This window comes from Bacillus sp. 123MFChir2 (assembly GCF_000383235.1).
Lineage (GTDB): Bacteria > Bacillota > Bacilli > Bacillales > Bacillaceae_G > Bacillus_A.
In genome coordinates this window covers 15,788-34,892 of record NZ_KB910966.1, presented here as the reverse complement: position 1 = coordinate 34,892, position 19,105 = coordinate 15,788, and the positions used below count along the sequence as shown (strand labels likewise).

Sequence of the window (19,105 nt, the reverse complement as noted above, 5' to 3'; positions counted from 1 at the left end):
TAAGCTGAAACAGAAGTCTTTAGTATATTAAAGACTTCTGTTCTATTTATGTTTAAAGTATATACGATTTCAAAGATATACTTAATGTTTTAGGGATTGTATATAAATACAAGTTGACTTTTTAACATCTAAGTCGCTGCTATGCAGAACAAAACATGGCCGCTACTTGCTGTCTATCTTTGTTTTAAACTTTGCACGTGGCAGGAAAAGGAACTGACCGCCTCTATGCATGGCCAGTTGCTCTCACCCACCGAAAAAGAAAAGGGTTTTTATGTTAGTTTTTCAATTTGCATCTATATATAAGTAAGTAATATGTTAAACTTGAACGATTTTGATTACAACTGTTTAAAATTAAAATTAGAGAATTCAAACTAATTTTCGTTTAGAAATTTAAATATGAATATGTAATATTTATAGAGTTGAGAGGAAGGGAACTGATGGTAAAAATCAATGTGGCAGAAAACAAATTTAAACTTATTTCGATGATAATCTTACTCGGAGTTATGAGTTACTTTGTTTTTTATAAAATTTTATGGAATCATATAATACATCCAGAACCTTTTGTACAATTATATGACGATTTCCACTTCTTTTATTATTCTTTCTATACAATTTGGCATGATGCTTCGATTGATCTACTATACAATTTAGATCATCAAATGGAAACATTTCGTCAGTTGTATGGTGGAACAAAAGGTGATTTAGGATATTACATGTATCCTCCGCAGTTTGCGATATTTTTATCATGGTTTGCTGCCTTTCCATATGAAAAGGCTAAATTCCTATGGACTGCCTTCAATAGCATGCTATTTGTAATTGGGGTTATATTAGTTATTCAAGCATCTTACAAAGGAACGGGAAAAGGGATAAAATATCTTTTATTTTCTGTAGCAATTATTTTATTTCCTGTGCATGCAGATTACTTTTGGGGACAGTCAAATCGTTTAATTTTCTTTTTATTATGTTTAACGTTTTATTTTTATCAGTCGAAACATAAATGGCTAGCAGGGATTCCGATTGTTTTAGCAACTAGTTTCAAAATACTTCCAGGTATTTTTCTTGTTTATTTCCTATTCAAGAAAGAATGGAAAGTGTTTCTTAGTGCAGTTATTACGACGATTGTCACGGCTAGTATTACCATTTATGTAGTTGGTTGGAATGTAGTTTGGGAATATGTAACGAAAGATTTATTCGTTGTAAATAAAATCAATGAGATGCATGGCGGTGCTCCTTGGGACAGCTCTTTTAAAGGCGTTTTGAAAACGTATCTTCCTCATGTGCCAATTAGTAAATTGCATCTTGTTTATGTAGTTCTTATGTTAATAATTACATTCTTGATAATTAAAAAATGTCAAAAAAATAGTGCATTTGAATTCGCGCTTGTTACAATATTGATGTTGCTATTCTCGCCAGTTGTTGAGGTTCACTATCCTGTATTAATGGTTATCGTTATCGTTTTTTTACTGGCACATGTATTTAGTCATTCTTTAAGTGAAGTGTTTGAAAATGGTAAGAAAATGTATTGTTTCGATTTAGATGAGAGAAGCGTTTGGCATGTAGTTCTATCTGCGATTGCAATTGCTATCTTCTTGGATCCACCAATTGGAATGCGTTATTTTCTTGCTATGTTGATACTTTTTTATGCACTTTTAGACAGATATAAATATGCGTACGGTCAAAGAAAAGAATAGTCAAATCTTTTGTTTTTGACACGTGTATTTAATCACGTATACTTAACATTAGATTTCCTGTAAGAAAATAAATAGATAAATTTGTTAGTTGCTATAAATTCTAAGTAACCTTGACGAATAAAGAAGCAATCATGTAGAATTTGTAGGAAGTATCATTTTCGATAAGTGAAAAGACAAACATGTAAGAAAAATGTAACATAATGCTTAGATTAATAGATATATAATATAGAAGTTGCGTTTTTCGATAGGACATGTCCTGTAAAGAAATAAAATTTACTCAATAAATGTATTGAGACAGGGCAAATTAAATAATAAATAATTGTATAAATGCACATATAGACCAATAAAGAAAGAGGTTGTAAGTATGAAAAAAGTAAGAAAGGCCATTATCCCTGCTGCTGGTCTTGGAACACGTTTTTTACCAGCAACCAAGGCGATGCCAAAGGAAATGTTACCGATTGTTGATAAGCCAACAATTCAATATATCGTTGAAGAAGCAGTAGCTGCTGGTATTGAAGATATTATTATCGTTACGGGTAAAGGAAAGCGCGCAATTGAAGATCACTTCGATAATGCATTTGAATTAGAACAAAATTTATTAGAGAAGAAAAAGTATGAGCTACTTGAAAGAGTACAAGCTTCTTCTAAAATGGTTGATATTCACTACATTCGTCAAAAAGAACCAAAAGGTTTAGGACATGCAGTATGGTGTGCACGCAAATTCATTGGTGATGAGCCGTTTGCTGTATTACTTGGAGACGATATTGTGCAAGCAGAAACACCTTGTTTAAAACAATTGATCGATGAGTATGAAAAAACATTGTCATCTGTAATTGGTGTGCAAACAGTTCCGGAAAATGAAACACATCGTTATGGTATTATTGACCCATTAGAAAAAGATGGTCGTCGTTATCAAGTAAAACAATTTGTTGAAAAACCAGCACAAGGTACAGCACCTTCAAATTTAGCGATTATGGGGCGTTATATTTTAACACCTGAAATCTTCCGCTTCTTAGAAGAGCAACATATCGGTGCTGGCGGTGAAATTCAATTAACGGATGCAATCCAAAATCTAAATGAAATTCAACGTGTATTCGCTTACGATTTTGAAGGAACACGTTATGATGTTGGTGAAAAACTTGGTTTTATTCAAACAACAATTGAAATGGCATTGCAACACGAAGAATTAAAAGAAGATTTACTACAAATTATGCAAAAACTTGTTCAAGAACAAGGGAAAGCAGTTAAAAATTAATTATTGATAGATGTGCAGGATTAGACATAGTGAATTGGGGAATGAGGTATTCTAAGGAAAACATCCAATTTACTATGTCTAATCTGTGCTTATAAATTGTTCTTTACGTAGAAAATTTGAAAAGAAAGGGGTACCTTCTTTGAAGACCATTACAATTTTAGTACCGGCATACAACGAAGAAGAAGTACTTGATCAACTGTATAGTCGTTTGATAGGTGTAATTGAGTCAGTACCAAATTACAACTTTGAGATTTTATTTGTGAATGATGGAAGTAAAGATAATACATTAAATATTATTAAAGAGTTTCGATTACGCGATAATCGTATTTCTTATGTAGATTTATCTCGTAACTTTGGAAAAGAAACAGCGATGATCGCAGGACTTGATCATGCGATGGGGGATGCAGTTATCATTATCGATGCTGATTTACAAGATCCACCAGAATTAATCCCGGAAATGATTCAATATTGGGAGCAAGGCTATGATGATATTTATGCAAAAAGACGTTCTCGTGCAGGAGAATCTTGGGCGAAAAAGTGGACGGCTGGAAAATTCTATAGCCTATTAAAGAAAACAACAAGAATCCCAATTCAAGAAAACACAGGAGATTTTCGCTTACTGGACAGACGTTGCGTGGAAGCATTAAAGAAAATTCGTGAAACACAGCGTTATACAAAAGGAATGTTCAGTTGGATTGGATACAATAAGAAAGAAATTTTATTCGATCGTGACCCACGCGCAGCTGGTGAAACGAAATGGAATTACTTTAAGCTAATGGATTTAGCAATTGAAGGAATCACATCCTTTACAACGTTCCCATTACGTCTCGCATCCTTCTTAGGATTTACTGTATCATTTGGCGCATTTTGCTATATGCTTTGGATTATTATTAAAACGATGATGTATGGTGAATCTGTAAGCGGATATCCATCGATGATGACAGCGATTTTATTCCTTGGTGGAGTACAGTTGATTTCAATTGGAATTATCGGTGAGTATTTAGGGCGTATCTTTAATGAAACGAAAAATCGTCCACTATACTTTGTAGATGAGTATAACGATGATAAAGTAACAAATTTGGATGAAAAGCCGACAGCAAAGTTATATCGCGTAGAAGATCATAAGGTAAAGTCAAATCGTTAGGAGATTATAAGCGTGAATAACAAAACAAAAGAAATCTTTAACTATTTGCTTTTTGGTGGTTTAACGACGCTAGTTAATATTGTTACGTATTTTATTTGCACAACTTTAGCTGGGATGGATTACAAAGTTGCCACGACAATTGCATGGATTGTATCTGTGTTGTTTGCGTATATTACAAATAAAAAGTATGTATTTAACAGCCAACAAACAAGTTTTTCCCATGTAATGAAAGAGTTTTTCTATTTTATGGGATTTCGCGTTTTATCGTATTTCATTGATATTTTCTCCATGATTGCATTAGTCGAATGGTTAGGTATCAATGATTTAGTATCTAAAGTTATTGCGAATGTTGTTGTTGTTGTTGTTAACTATTTTGCAAGTAAATATATAATATTTAAAAAGAAGGTCGAAGTAAAACAAGGCCAAAATGCATAAAAAACAAATAGCTGGGCTTTATGCCGGCTATTGTTTTTTATACATATATTTTCGAACTAGGAATGATATGGAGGAGTATAATGCAACAACTGTTAGATTTATTTAAGAAAAAGAAATTTTTATATGCATTAGCTTTTTTCCTTCCGTTTTCTATTTATGGTGTAATGTTTATACTGATTGGTATTGCTCCATTTGGACAAAAATCAATTCTTGTTACTGATTTGCATACACAGTATGTACAGTTTTACACATATTTATATGATGTTATGAAGAATGGAAAAAGCATTTTTTATAGTTGGGAAGGCGGAATGGGACTAAATTTTCTTGGCGTATTTGCCTACTATTTAGCAAGCCCATTTTCTATGTTAATTCTCTTTTTTGATCGTGCTCATATTCCAGAAGCAATTATGGTTATGACATTATTGAAAGTTGGGTTAGCTGGCGTGACAATGACGTATTATTTAAGTCATATGATGAAGCGTCGTGAAATTACAATCGCATTATTCTCAACTTTTTACGCATTAATGTCATTTGTAACAGTTTATTCTTTCTGCGTGATGTGGTTAGATGCAATTTATTTACTGCCACTTATTATGCTTGGAATTGAGAGGTTATTGACGACTAAAAAATACGGATTGTTTATTTTTAGTTTAGCTCTCACGTTTATTACAAACTTTTACATGTCCATTATGGTGGGGATATTTACATTTATTTACTTTGTGGCGCGTTTCTGTGTCATTTATGACGTTCGTAATGTAAAGCAATTTATGCAAAAGTTTGTATGGTTCTGCATTGGGACGGGGCTAGCAGCTGGAATGTCAGCATTTATTACGTTTCCAACGTATATGGACTTAAAGGGAAACTTTGCAGAGCGTACGAAACTGCCATTTTCTACAGCATTTAATTTCGACCCATTTGATTTTTATAGTCGTTTCTTTAATGGAATTATTGATACAACAGTTGATGGAATGCCAAACGTGTATGCCGGTGTATTAACACTCTTACTTGTTCCATTATTCTTTGTAACAAAGAAAATTTCATTAAAAGAAAAAATTGTATACGGGGCAGTGATGCTCTTTATCGTTCTCTCTTTTGAAATACCGTTTTTAAATATTGCTTGGCATGGTTTTGAACCACCAACAAATTTCCCGTATCGTTATTCGTTTGTATTGTCATTCTTACTGATTTATGTGGCTGTTCGAACGTTTATGGTATTTGGAGAAGAATTATTACCGGCATTGAAAAAGGTTGTTTTCTTTAATCTATTTATGATTGTTTTACTTGGAAAAGTAGCACCTTCTTATATGCAATCCAATAAAATGATGGCAAACATCTTTTTCGTTGTTGTATATGCGTTGTTACTATATGCAAAAGTTCGATTAACAAAGAACAAAGCATTGATATCTTTCGCGTTAGTAGCTGTAGCTTTGCTAGATGTTTCACTTAACACAGTATATATGATTAAGTTAATGGGCTATGAGTATGGCTATATTAATCGTCAAGAATATGCATCTCCATATCCGAGATATGAAGAAACAATTCAAAAAGTAGCTGAAAAAGACAAAGGGCTATATCGCATGGAAACGACAATGGGAAGAACTTGGAATGACGCAATGCGCTTTGGGTATAAAGGACTTACTCATTTCAATTCTGTTGCGAATGGGCATTTGAATTTATATATGCAAGATTTAGGTTACGGTTATTTGGACGCGTTAATTTTGCAAAATAGCAAAGGAATTGTTTCAACTGATGCCCTGTTTGGTATGAAGTATATGATTTCGGATCGACCATTAAATAAATATGGCTTTGAAAAAGTTGACAGTGTCGGAAATATCTCTGTATATGAGAATAAAAATGCTCTTCCGTTTGGATATATGGTCAATAAAGGTGAGTTTGATACAAAAGGCAAAGAGAAATTAAAGGTTGAAAAAACGAACTATACAAACTCATTTGAAGAGCAAAATAAACTAATTGGCAAGTTAAATGGACAAACTGTTAGCTATTATAAGTCGCTTACACCAACTTCTGTTCAATATAACAACTTGGAAGTAGTAGAAACGAAAAAAAGTAAGAAGCAACTTGCTGCTGAGAAAAAAATAATGACTCTTACAAAACAAAAGCCAATTGAATTGTTAAAGCAGCAAGAGAATAAGACAGCAAGTATTAAATATGTGTTTGACGTAAAAGGAAAACAGCAGTTATATACAAAATTACGTGTAGAACCAACTGGTGTAACAAAGGTTTACGTAAATGGACATACATTAGGTAAAACAATCGGTGAAGGACCGGACAGTGACGTATCTGATTATCCATCTTATTATTGGAACAATGGTATCCTTGATCTAGGCTCTTTTGAAAATGAAAAAGTGGAAGTAGAAGTGGAAGTGGAAGTAAAGCCTCATTCCATTATATTGGATCAACAATTGTTCTATGGACTTGATATAGATACATTTGAAAAGCGTGTGGATGAATTAAAACAACAACCATTGAACGTAACAAATTATACTGGTCGCAGTGTGCAAGGAAAGATTGATGTAAAACAAGATAATCTCCTTTTCTTATCTATTCCATATGATAAAGGATGGAAAGTTACAGTTGATGGAAAAGATGAGAAAACACTGAAATTAAATGATGCATTTCTTGGCGTAGAACTACCAAAAGGAACACATACAATTGAATTGAAGTATACATCCCCAGGATTTGTAGTAGGTGTCATCATTTCTGTTATTAGCTTGCTATCAGCGATTGTTCTTTGTTTTATCGTGTCAAAGAAGAGGAAGTAATGTGAGGGATCCTTTCTAAGTAGGGGTAACAGAACCTGTTTTGAAGTGACCACATAAAGTTAGACAAGTTATTTCGTTAGGCGGCGTTTAAGGCCTGAACTCGGTATTGTACTGGGCTCAGGCCTTTTAATTTTTCTGATTTAGAGAATAATCGCATATAAAAAGCACCCCAATTGTTAGAATGTGTCTAACAATTGGGGTGCACTTCTTTTGGAGAGGATTTTTATATATTCATTTGCATGAAAAATGGCAAGGATATAAAAGATAAGAATAAAACAGGAGCATACAATAATGAAACACTTAAGAAGCTTATATGGCGTTTTGTTCTTTTTCATTCCATTTGGGATACTTCTAATAAGTTATGCTATATTTGGTATGTATCCGTTTGGAAAGTATTCACTATTAATTAGTGATTTAAATACACAATATGTTCAATTTTATTCTTATTTATATAACGTATTTGCAGAAGGAAAGAGTTTACAATATACACCAGAATTGGGCGGGGGACTTAACTTTATAGGAACGTTCTCTTACTATTTATCAAGTCCATTCTCTACTCTTCTTTTCTTTTTCAATAAAGCGAACATTCCAGAATTTATTTTTCTTATTACCCTTCTAAAAGTGGGGGGGGCAGGAGTAACATGCGGCTTGTTTTTACGTTATGTGATAGGAAAAGAGTATAAAGGGGTATTGCTGTTTGCAACGGCTTATGCATTATCAGGCTATGTTATGGCCTATTCGTTTCATGTCATGTGGCTAGATGGTGTTGTATTACTACCTGTCGTTTTAATGGGAGTTGAAAAGATTTTACGTGATAGAAATGTTATTTTCTTTACGGCTGTGCTAGCAATTATGTTTATCGCAAATTTCTATATTTCCTTTATGTTTGGGATTTTTACATTCCTTTATTTTATGATGCGTCTCTTTATACAATATGAGTTTTGGGATATAAAAACATGGGGAAAATATTTTCTTCTTTTCTGCATAGGAACGGGATTAGCTGCTGGAATAGGAGCGGTGATTATTCTTCCAACTTTTGAAACATTAAAGAGTAATCCATATAGTATCAGTTCAACGGACTTTAAATTAGAATGGAAGCTGGATTTACTTCTTTTCTATTGGAAGCTATTATCTGGTGGATATGATTCAAGTTTATTTGGTACTCCGAATGTATATGCATCCACATTAGTACTCGTATTATTACCTTTATACTTTGTTAATAAAGAAATTAATAAAAGAGAAAAATTCTTATCTATATTTGTATTTCTATTCTTAATTTATAGTTTTGCAATTCCATTTTTAAATTTAGCTTGGCATGGAAATAAGCCGCCAAATGCATATCCACATCGTTTTGCATTTGCCTTTGTGATGTTAGCTGTTTTTATGGCAGCAAGAGTATTTCAACATATAAGTCGAAAATATGTTTTGTCGTTATGGATTAGTTATATGATTCATATGATTTTATTGTATGCATTGTCAGTGAAACATTATGAAGTAGTTCATAGTGAGATACTACTCATAAACGCCATTTTTATTACAGTTGTTGTTGTAATATTGCATATTCGTATGATGAGACAATCATTAACAAAAGTAACGACAGGATTATTGTTCCTTTATTTAATATTTGATGTTGGTTTCAATACAAAATGCTATATTGATGACCTACATCAAGAAATGACTTATGCAAAACGTAAAGAATACGAATTAAACAACAGTGCGAAAAAAGCTATTCAATATGTAAATGAAATGAATGCAGAGCATTATCGCGTAAGTACTAAATATTTTCGAACGCTAAATGATTCCCTGCAATATAATTATCCATCTTTCCAAACATTTAACTCGATGGCAAATGGATCATTTCATCGCTTTTTAAAGTTAACGGGTTATTCAACGTCTTCGGACTTTTTAGTATCCAATAACCATGGTGATACGTTGCTTATGGATGCGATTTTAAAAATTGGATATAAAATTGAGGATGGTAACGTACCGAAATATGGGCATGAAAAAATAAATCAATTTGGTTTTGCGAATGTGTTTAAGAATAAGAATATTATTCCGTTTGGTTATCCAATCGAACATATACCTTCTAAAGATGAAAAAAATCCGTTTGTTTTTCAAGAAAAATTGATTAATGTAAAAGAAGGAACGCTATTTAAAAAGTTAGACGATCCAAAGATTTCATTGGAAAATATGGTTGCTATTTCAGGACAAAAAGGGAAATATGAACGAGTGAATAAGGAAAAACCGGGATATATTACGGTTCAAGTAAATATACCGAAAGAAGTTCAATTATACGGATTAGCTACAGGGATTGAAAATTGGAAAGAAATTATTGTGAATGAAAAGTATCCATGTTATTTACCGCCAGATATCGAAAAAACTTTGATTGATTTTGGGTACTTCCCAACAAACGGGATTACAACAATGAAGATCAAAGTTGAACAGGAAGATATCTTTTCATTAAAAGGTTTACAGTTCTATGGATTAGATATAGATAAATTTAATGAGACAATAAAAGCATTACAAAGAAGTAGTATGAAGGTTACGGAAAACTCCGGAAAAATGGTTAAGGGAAATGCTGCATTGAAGAAGGACGCTACATTTGTCTTCCCAATTCCTTATGATGCTGGTTGGTCAGTTACAATCGACAGGAAAGAGCATACTACAACAGCAGTTGTGGATGGGTTGCTAGGAGTGAAGGCGGAAGCTGGTAATTATGAAATGGTGCTTACTTACCATTCTCCAGGGTTAAAAATCGGTATGATTATTTCTGGTGTAAGCATCATTCTTACGATCTTGTTTACGGTTGTACAGGTAAGAAAGTTACGGGAAAATAATCTATAAATACAACTTGAAAAAACGAAATAAAAACCTTTTTCTTTTTAAATGGTCGAGAGCATCTGGCCGTGCATAGAAACGGTCAGTGCCTTTTTTTGCCACGTGCGAGGTTTAAAACAAAGGGAGCAAGCAAGTAGTGAGCATGTTGTAACATCCATAGCTATATATAAGAAAAAAGCTACTGAATTTTCAGTAGCTTTTTTTCGTAGCATGCTGTATATACCCGGCTGTTAAAAAGAAATACATCATAAACGAAGCATTTTCTAATATGTTATAAAATGCGCTTCCAATAATCGCTCCAACTATTAAATATAAAGTAAGAGGAGCAAACGGTGCTTTTCTCCTATATTTCCAAAGAAGAGAAAGGAATCCAAGTGTAAATCCCGCACATAAAAGCACACCAATAATACCTGTCTCAGCAAGGATTTGAATGTATTGATTGTCAGAATAAAAATCCCATGTGATCTCATACTTTTCGTAAATAGGTGATGAAAAAGTTTGCGTAGCAGCATCTCCAAATGTACCTAGTCCATAGCCAGTAATCGGCTTATCTTGAAAGATTTCAACTGCTTTTTTTACGTAGTAAATGCGTCCGTCTTGTTTACTAAGTTCAACTGTGTCTTCTGATAATGCTTCTGTAAATCGTTTTACGCCTACTTGATCTCCCTCTAAATAGTTTGTCATTTTTGAGATGCATGTTGCACATAGGAAGGACAAAAGGGAGATGATTAGCAATGATCTCCAAATGGGAATTTTTCGGTGGATACATAGATAGATAAGCATAAAGACGATAACTGTCAGAAATGCACCGCGTGAATATGTGAGCCATAATGTTGTGGCAATAAGCGTAAGACCTGTATATGTGACATATTTCATTTTCCCTGATACGTGTTGAAGGACGTATAAAGAAATGAGAAAAGCTAACGTCAAATATAATGCTAATTCATTTGGACCGCCAGCCATGCCGTATATCCGAATTTTATTTGTCGGAGCAAGGACGAGAGCTTTCCAAGCTTCCGGCAAAACAATAGTGCGCAATGATAGTTTTTCAATTAAACCTTGCACGGCCATAATGCTAGACGCGATAAAAGTAATTTTCGCAAAAAACACTATATCCTCATGATGAATGGTGATGCGGGACGTGATATAGTATACAAAATAAAATAGAAGTAATGTGTGTAATTGCATAGCAATTGCAATAAATGAAACGCCGTTTAATAGACCGATTCCCGCACCGAATAAGCAGAAAAGAAAGTATAATATTTCAAAGTACCGGAATGAAAAAAGCTTTGAAATATTATTTCGATATTGCCGTAATAGACGCACTAAGAGAGCGATGATGATAAATAGACCGATAAACTTTAGCCCAGGGTTAAAAGCAACGAGAAACGGGCGCATCGGGATAAATAGTAATAAATAAGCAATACCGAGCTTTTCATCTCGAAAAGCAGCACATGCTAGTACGAAAGAAATGAAAAGCCCGGTATAAGTTGATGAAAATAGTAATCCCGATATAATGAAGAAGATACTTGCCCATATATAGTAGAATCGAGTTGAATGTGTCATATATACCCTCCTTTAACATGATGATGGTATGCGATAAATTGTTGTAACTTCGTTCACCATTTTTGAGAAAGTAAAGTGTTGTAAGTAATGTTCGCGCCCGCATTCTGCTAAGGAATGACATAATTCTTCATCTTGTAATAATTGTGCTAAGGAAGCAGCTAATGTTTCTTCCGATCCAAATGGTATTAATAGCCCTGACTGGTTATGAACAATTACTTCTGGCAAGCCGCCGACATTTGTTGCAATCACAGGCTTTTTCATAGCAATTGCTTCAATAGCAACATAGGATAATCCTTCATTTTCTGACGGGATTACAATAATATCATGTTCGGTATACTCTTTTATAATATCGTCTTGGAATCCACTTAATGATACATGCTCACTTAGTGATAACTCTTGAATCATAGTTGTTAACTCTGTTTTTAATGGTCCTTCACCGATAATATCGCAGTGCCACTCTAAAGATGGATGCAGAGCTTTTAGCTTTTGCAAGCTTGTTAATAAGAACAGTTGTCCTTTTTCTTTGCTTAGCCTCCCAATAACAGCAATTTTTTTTGGCTCCCGCTGAGAAAGAGGGACATCTGTATATGGATCTGCAACCCCGTTATAAATAACATGTATCTTTTTTTCTGGTATGCCCTTTTGACATAGTTGCTGCTTCATAAATTGAGAGATACAAATGATTGCATCGTTATAGCGAGTAAAAAAAGAATTGATACACTTTAGGTGAAATGGCATCGGCACATTTACGTGATATGTCCAAATGACTCGAATAGGAGCACCTAATAGTTTGGCTAAAATTGCAATATAGTTTTCACGTAAAAATTGTGCATGAACAATATCGACTTTTTCTTTTTTGATAATCTTCTTTAATTGCAGGGCAGCCTGCATATCAAAAGGATGACGCATGTCAATGCGGTACATCGGTACATTTAGTTGTTCAAACTTTTTTAAGAAAGGACCAGGGGTAGAGTACACAAGGATACAGCGCTCTGGCCCAATAGATTCCATTAAATCTAGAACGTATTTTTCTGATCCTCCATCCCCGATATAATTTAAAAGGTACATAATTTTATTCATTTATATCCTTCCTTCTACCTAAAAATAGCGATAGCAATTGTTGTAGCTCCTTTATCTTAAATGTGTAAGTAACGAGTAAGTAAACGATGGCACCAATTGCTATTGCTAATAAGATAAGCAACTTTGTATCATGTAAGAAATGAAGCAGCAGTTTGGAAGTATACAAGCTTACAAAAGATGCAACAATACATTTGAATAAAAAGCCACCGTAGCGCAAGTTCACCTGTTCTTTCTCTTTCATGAATTTTCGGAGCATCCATAATAGCATAAGTACAGTGCTCGCTGATGCTATTGAAGTGGAAAGAGCTGCACCAGCTAAACCGATCTGGTTAACAAGTATAATACATAAGAAAACATTTATAATCATGGAAATAATCGATGCATACATAATGTATCGATTCAGCTTCAAAGAAAAAAGCAAACGGTCAAGTAAGTCTTTTAATGGCTGCATAAGGGCAGCTAACGCATAAAATTGCAACGCGGTTGCTGTCATCATAATAGAATCTTTCCCAAATGCCCCATAGTTATAAATAACTTTGACGATCTCCTCTGTAAAAAAGGTGAAATAAATAAAGACAGGAATAAATAAATATAGCAACACCTTTATATTTGTTTCCATTAATTTTGTGAAGTCTTTCCAGTTTGATTGATTCGCGTATTCAACAAATTTAGGATACATAACTGTTAAGACAGGAGCAGCAATTAACCCAAGCGGAATAAAGTATAGCTTTTGGGAATAATTAAGCGCCGCAATAGAGCCTTCATTTAATCCAGAGACTAGTGTACGATCAACAAGTAGATTAATTTGAACAGACGTACTTGTAATGAAAGCAGGAATGCTCAAAGAAATCATCGTTTTTAAAGAAGGGTCTTTAAAGTCGATTATAAATTGATAACGATACCCTTCCCTCTTGGAAGCAATATAAACGAGTATGTTTTGTACGATGTTTCCGACAATAACACCAAGTGCAAGTGCATAAATTCCAATCCATTGTACAAGGGCCACAAAGATAATAAGTGTAATTCCGTTTAATACAACCCATTGCATACTTGTAATACGAAATTTATGTAAACTGTTTAAATAAGCATTAAAAATATCGATCATGAATGTACAAAATACGGTCGGAAAAATAATTTGTATTAAGTGAGCTGATAACAAAGCTGTTTGCTCAGGGAGCCCGTGCGCAAATAGTGAAATGAAGAAACGGGGCTGCAATTCAATGAGCAAAAGCGGAATCAAAAAAATAAGTAGAACAATGTTTAAAAAATTATTCATGAATCGATATGCTTTAACCGGATCTTTTCCCTTTAACTCCATAAAGATAGGAATGAAAGAAAAGGCGAAAGCCCCTGTGATACCAGTAAAAACAATCGTAGGTATATTTAAAGCGACAACGTATGCATCAACCGCATAGTTTGTACCGAAATAAGCTCCAAGTGTTACTTCTTTTGCGAATCCAAGTAGTTTGCCTAAAGCTGTCCCAAGTGTGAAAAATAGTGTTACAATGAGAAATCTTTTTGTCTTGTCTTGAGATGCTTCTCTACTCATTTCTAATCAAATCCTTACTTTAATTTAATTCTTTTTCAAGCATAATTTATTTGTATGTAAAAATCAAATATATATCTTGGTAATAGTCATGAAAAAGAGGATACTCATCCAATCGGAGAATATCCTCTTTAGCTCATAATAAAAGGTAATAATTTATGAAGCGAAGCGACTATTTTGATATGCAGAACGGCGAACCGCATAGTATATACGAGGTGCAATGACTGCACCAATGATTGTGAAGATAACATCTTTTACTGCAAACCACATCATAATTTTCCAGGCAGCTACATAGCTAATGTGACCGCCCATCCAGTTATTGATAGCTAAGTACATATAAGTTGTTCCAATGACATAGGTAAGGATGATTCCAACAGCTGAAGCTGTAATGAATGCCCCGAATTTTGGCTTTTTCACTTGTTCAACGATCTTACCTGTTACATAAGCAACGATAATGAAAGCGATAATAAATCCGCCAGTTGGACTTAATAGTTGACTAAATCCAGCTTTAAATCCAGCAAATATAGGTGCTCCGGCAATTCCAATTAATGCATAAACGATCATAGATAAGGCCCCAAGGCGGCTTCCGAGAAGAAGACCAGCTAAAATAGCGAAGAATGGCTGCATAGAAAGTGGAACACCTGCAACTTGTAGAAATGGTGCCCAAGATGTAATATTGGCACCAATCGCCATAAGTGCGACAAACATAGCGGCTAAGGCTAAGTCTAATGCACGAAGTTTATTCACAATGTCAACCTCCTGTTGTGTTTAGGTTAACATTATAGTACTGAATCCGTCTAGGCGTTGTCAATTAAAATATTTTGATATTTCGGCTCTAATACTTCACGAAGTAGCGTATAAGGAATACGGAATTGTGGAATGCCACTGACGTATGGTGCAATTTCGTACAACGGGAAGTAAATCATTAAATTGTCTTGTTCTAAAACGTATTTGAGCTTTTTTTCATTCATTACTTTCTCAGCGGCGTCTGGGAAGAAATTCTCCTTATTTTGTTCAATTTGTCTAACGATTTCGATCCTAATAATGTTTTCATATTGACTATCTTTTTGAAATAAATCTGCTAAGCGAAGCGGTTTGTTCTGCTGCATGTCGAATGTATTTGCTTTCCATTCATACATGCCATGAGCACCGCCTGTATATTGATAATAGTTTACATACAGACTGAGTAATGGGAATGTATTGAATCCAATTTTGTAGTCGACATTTGCAACATATGGATGAAACGGTGCATCAGTTTCTTTGACCTGTTCGTAATATGTTTTTGCATCTTTTTCTAATCTCCGTTTAAACTCATGTATACTTTTCTCATAATATCTATTTACTTTCTTTTGAAATTGCTCATTTGGAATGTTACGAAATTGTGGGTAATTGAGTTGATATTCAAAATAAGGCTTCTTACCTTTTTTGGTTGCAGTATGTACCTCAATTGTAATGTTAGATGCTTGGGCTCCTATTGTTTCTTTTGGTACAATAGCAATTAAGAAGAGAAAAAGTAACATGATATATAATAGTTTCTTCATATAATATACCTCCATGTATTGTAGACTTACTAATAGTTTGAAAAGAAATAGATTTTATTATGCATTTTTTGGTAATTTGAAAGGGGACTGCCATATGCCTAAAACATTAATGGAAGCGTTAGGTATTGAATTATTAGAAATGACAGAGGAAAAGGTTGTGGCGACGATGCCAGTACATGGAAGTACGCATCAACCATTGGGCTTTTTACACGGAGGAGCTTCTGTTGCTTTAGCAGAAACAGTTGCTAGTGTAGGCACATACAATTTAATTGATCAAGAGAAATATATTTGTTTTGGTCTTGAAATTAATGCAAATCATTTGCTGTCTAAACGAGACGGCATCGTCACAGCGATTGGAACACCGCTTCATAAAGGAAAGACGACAATGGTATGGGACATTCGAATTATTGATGAAGAAAATAATTTAATTTGTATTTCAAGATGTACAGTTGCGGTGAAAGCGAAAAGATAAGTAAGAAGAGATGGACTATTCTCGTGTCGAATATCGTCAATATATTGGTGGACATGAAAAAACGACTGCTTCAAGCAGTCGTTTTTTTCATTAGAATTGAATTTTCTTCTCTAAGAAGCCTTTTAGTTCGCTAATTGGCATACGTACTTGCTCCATTGTGTCACGGTCACGTACTGTTACTGCGTTATCTTCAACAGAATCAAAGTCATATGTGATACAGAATGGTGTACCGATTTCGTCTTGGCGGCGGTAACGTTTACCGATAGAACCTGTTTCGTCGAAGTCTACCATAAAGTCTTTCGCAAGCTCTGCGAACACTTCCCCGGCACCTTCAGATAGCTTTTTAGAAAGCGGCAGGATAGCTGCTTTAAATGGTGCTAATGCTGGATGGAAACGAAGAACTGTACGAGAATCATTTTCTAATTGTTCTTCTTCATATGCATCACATAAGAATGCTAGTGTTACGCGATCTGCACCAAGAGATGGCTCGATGCAGTATGGTACGTAACGCTCATTCGTTTGTGGATCTACATAATTAAAGTCTTCAGTAGAATGTTCCATATGACGATTTAAGTCAAAGTCTGTACGAGACGCGATGCCCCATAGTTCCCCCCAGCCAAATGGGAATTTAAATTCAATATCAGTTGTTGCATTACTGTAGTGAGATAATTCTTCTTCACCATGGTCACGAAGACGCATGCTTTCTTCATTCATCCCAAGTGCAAGAAGCCAGTTTTTACAAGTGTTGCGCCAAAATGTGAACCACTCTAAATCGTCGCCAGGCTTGCAGAAGAATTCAAGTTCCATTTGTTCGAACTCACGTGTACGGAACGTAAAGTTACCAGGCGTAATTTCGTTACGGAAGCTTTTACCGATTTGGCCGATACCAAATGGAAGCTTTTTACGCATAGAGCGCTGTACGTTTTTGAAGTTTACGAAAATACCTTGTGCTGTTTCAGGACGAAGGAAAATTTCGTTTGTGCTAGATTCTGTCACACCTTGGAATGTTTTGAACATTAAGTTGAATTGGCGAATTTCAGTGAAGTCTTCGCTGCCGCAATCTAGACATTTTACTTCGTGTTCTTTCATTAATCCAGCCATTTGATCGAAAGTAAGACCATCAACGATCATTTCGATACCTTTAGCTTCTAGTGCATCTTCAATTAATTTATCAGCACGGTGGCGCGCTTTACATTTTTTACAGTCAATCATTGGATCGTTGAAGTTTCCAACGTGTCCAGATGCTATCCAAGTTTTTGGGTTCATTAAAATTGCTGCATCTAAACCTACGTTATACGGAGATTCTTGAATGAATTTTTTCCACCAAGCTTTTTTTACGTTGTTTTTTAATTCGATACCAAGTGGACCATAGTCCCAAGTATTTGCAAGACCGCCGTAAATTTCAGAACCAGGGAAAACAAAACCACGATGCTTTGCTAAGTTTACGATTTGCTCCATTGAAGCCATTTTCAATTCCTCCTTAAAAGATAACGTATTGGCGATGAAAGGTGGTGTAGTACTGGGAGAAGCGATTAGGTGAACGAGCCGCTTCCGCTTTTCAAATAAAAAAACGCTCATCCCAAGGCTTATTTGCCTAGGGACGAGCGTTTGCCCGCGGTTCCACCCTAGTTGACACACAAAGGTGTATGTCCACTTTATATTGTATTGCTCGGGACTGCCTGTTTCCTTGCAGTTTCAGGCTTGCACCATCCCTGAATCGCTTCTTTTTTGCAAGTACTTATTTGTCCTTCATCGCTACCATATTTAAAAAATAGATGACCATATTCTATCATGTTCTTTTCTAATTCACAATAGAGAGGCGCGTGTTTAAGTTAGTATATGTAGTGTCTAGTATATATAATACAAACTGAAAAACCGAAATAAAACTATTTTTTTAGGTGGGCGAGAGTATCAGGCCATGCATAGAAACGGTCAGGGGCTTTTTCTTCCACGTGCTAAGTTAAAACAAAGAGAGAAAGAGCAGTTTTTTTTCTTGCATAGCAGCGACTTATATGCCGAAAAAATTAAAGTGGATTTGTATAGTATAGCCAAACGTTTACGGCTCAAATACTTCTTTGATATGTTTAATTGCTTCACGCTTACTAAGTGGTGGTAGGTCATGTGTTTGTGCGAATTCCCACACAGCTTGAGGATTTGTTTTTGCATATTCACGAAGTGCCCAGCCAATTGCTTTCTGGATGAAAAATTCTTTAGAATGACTCAGCTGTTCGATTAACGAGAAGAGAAGTTTCGTATCTGTTTTTTCTTTATATTTGAGCTGAAATAGAAGACATGTTCTTTGGAGCCACATATTGTTTGATGTCATCCATTTTTGCATATACATTTCGATTAAATGTGGATGTGCTGCGAAAATAAGGCCGATAAAATGACTTGCGAGCATATCGACTGAATCCCACCATGATTTCGTTGTAATGAGTTCTTCTAAAAGTGGGATATGCGTTTCATCTAAATGTTTACGATATTTATCTAGTAACGTTAAAGCAACCATTTGAAATTCACGTTCTGGCAGTGCCCAAAGTTCGTGAACAATTACGGGAAGGTTTGCAAATTTTGGTGCTTCAGTGCTTTGCAGTACTTCACGAAATAATTGCTTTCGCTCTGGTGTTTGAATGCCGAGAAAGGGAAAGTGGTTTTTCATATAACGTTCCATTGGTTCAGCTTTTTCTAGGTTACGATGTGCTTCAAAGTGTTTTTGTAAGCTTTCAGTGAAAGGATGCATATGTTCACTCCTTA

Annotated in this window: 14 protein-coding genes; 7 read left to right on the top strand and 7 right to left on the bottom strand. The window is 34.8% G+C overall.

What is annotated here, in order from left to right; all coding sequences use genetic code 11:
* The first annotated feature begins 437 nt into the window (after positions 1 to 437).
* From H280_RS0118345 to H280_RS0118320, 6 genes are all read left to right on the top strand, one after another.
* Entirely contained in the window at positions 438 to 1,691 is a 1,254-nt protein-coding gene (locus H280_RS0118345) for a glycosyltransferase family 87 protein (protein ID WP_020062589.1), read from the top strand.
* A gap of 364 nt (positions 1,692 to 2,055) precedes the next feature.
* Positions 2,056 to 2,946 (top strand): UTP--glucose-1-phosphate uridylyltransferase GalU, encoded by an 891-nt coding sequence (gene galU / locus H280_RS0118340; RefSeq protein WP_020062588.1) that lies wholly within the window; start codon positions 2,056 to 2,058, stop codon positions 2,944 to 2,946.
* A gap of 139 nt (positions 2,947 to 3,085) precedes the next feature.
* A complete protein-coding gene (locus H280_RS0118335) occupies positions 3,086 to 4,090 on the top strand; it encodes a glycosyltransferase family 2 protein (protein ID WP_020062587.1) in 1,005 nt (334 codons plus the stop codon).
* 12 nt (positions 4,091 to 4,102) lie between these two features.
* Positions 4,103 to 4,525, top strand: a complete 423-nt coding sequence (locus H280_RS0118330; protein ID WP_020062586.1) for a GtrA family protein — start codon at positions 4,103 to 4,105, stop codon at positions 4,523 to 4,525.
* 80 nt (positions 4,526 to 4,605) lie between these two features.
* Positions 4,606 to 7,308 (top strand): YfhO family protein, encoded by a 2,703-nt coding sequence (locus H280_RS0118325; RefSeq protein ID WP_020062585.1) that lies wholly within the window; start codon positions 4,606 to 4,608, stop codon positions 7,306 to 7,308.
* A 291-nt stretch (positions 7,309 to 7,599) separates the two neighbouring features.
* Positions 7,600 to 10,152, top strand: a complete 2,553-nt coding sequence (locus H280_RS0118320) for a YfhO family protein (RefSeq protein ID WP_020062584.1) — start codon at positions 7,600 to 7,602, stop codon at positions 10,150 to 10,152.
* Positions 10,153 to 10,335: 183 nt separating this feature from the next.
* Here the strand turns inward: H280_RS0118320 and H280_RS0118315 are convergent, their stop codons facing one another.
* From H280_RS0118315 to H280_RS0118295, 5 genes are all read right to left on the bottom strand, one after another.
* Positions 10,336 to 11,712, bottom strand: coding sequence for an O-antigen ligase family protein (locus H280_RS0118315; RefSeq protein WP_020062583.1), 1,377 nt, complete (start codon positions 11,710 to 11,712; stop codon positions 10,336 to 10,338).
* Between the two features lie 12 nt (positions 11,713 to 11,724).
* The gene (locus H280_RS0118310; RefSeq protein WP_020062582.1) at positions 11,725 to 12,792 is read right to left on the bottom strand and encodes a glycosyltransferase; all 1,068 of its coding nucleotides are present in this window, start codon (positions 12,790 to 12,792) and stop codon (positions 11,725 to 11,727) included.
* Positions 12,785 to 14,341, bottom strand: coding sequence for a murein biosynthesis integral membrane protein MurJ (gene murJ, locus H280_RS0118305; RefSeq protein ID WP_020062581.1), 1,557 nt, complete (start codon positions 14,339 to 14,341; stop codon positions 12,785 to 12,787). The genes H280_RS0118310 and murJ overlap by 8 nt, the downstream gene beginning before the upstream one ends.
* A gap of 153 nt (positions 14,342 to 14,494) precedes the next feature.
* Positions 14,495 to 15,085, bottom strand: a complete 591-nt coding sequence (locus tag H280_RS0118300; RefSeq protein ID WP_020062580.1) for a biotin transporter BioY — start codon at positions 15,083 to 15,085, stop codon at positions 14,495 to 14,497.
* A gap of 50 nt (positions 15,086 to 15,135) precedes the next feature.
* Entirely contained in the window at positions 15,136 to 15,879 is a 744-nt protein-coding gene (locus H280_RS0118295) for a DUF3298 and DUF4163 domain-containing protein (RefSeq protein ID WP_020062579.1), read from the bottom strand.
* Between the two features lie 94 nt (positions 15,880 to 15,973).
* Between H280_RS0118295 and H280_RS0118290 the strand changes: the two genes are divergently transcribed.
* Positions 15,974 to 16,351 carry a hotdog fold thioesterase gene (locus tag H280_RS0118290; RefSeq protein WP_020062578.1) on the top strand — a complete coding sequence of 126 codons (378 nt, stop codon included), beginning with the start codon at positions 15,974 to 15,976 and terminating at the stop codon, positions 16,349 to 16,351.
* A 90-nt stretch (positions 16,352 to 16,441) separates the two neighbouring features.
* Here H280_RS0118290 and H280_RS0118285 read toward each other — a convergent pair whose 3' ends face one another.
* Both H280_RS0118285 and H280_RS0118280 read right to left on the bottom strand, forming a co-directional pair.
* On the bottom strand, positions 16,442 to 17,818 hold the full coding sequence (locus H280_RS0118285) for a glycine--tRNA ligase (protein ID WP_020062577.1): 1,377 nt from the start codon (positions 17,816 to 17,818) through the stop codon (positions 16,442 to 16,444).
* Positions 17,819 to 18,407: 589 nt separating this feature from the next.
* Positions 18,408 to 19,091: a DNA alkylation repair protein gene (locus H280_RS0118280; RefSeq protein ID WP_020062576.1), complete on the bottom strand. Its 684-nt coding sequence runs from the start codon at positions 19,089 to 19,091 to the stop codon at positions 18,408 to 18,410.
* Positions 19,092 to 19,105 lie beyond the last annotated feature (14 nt).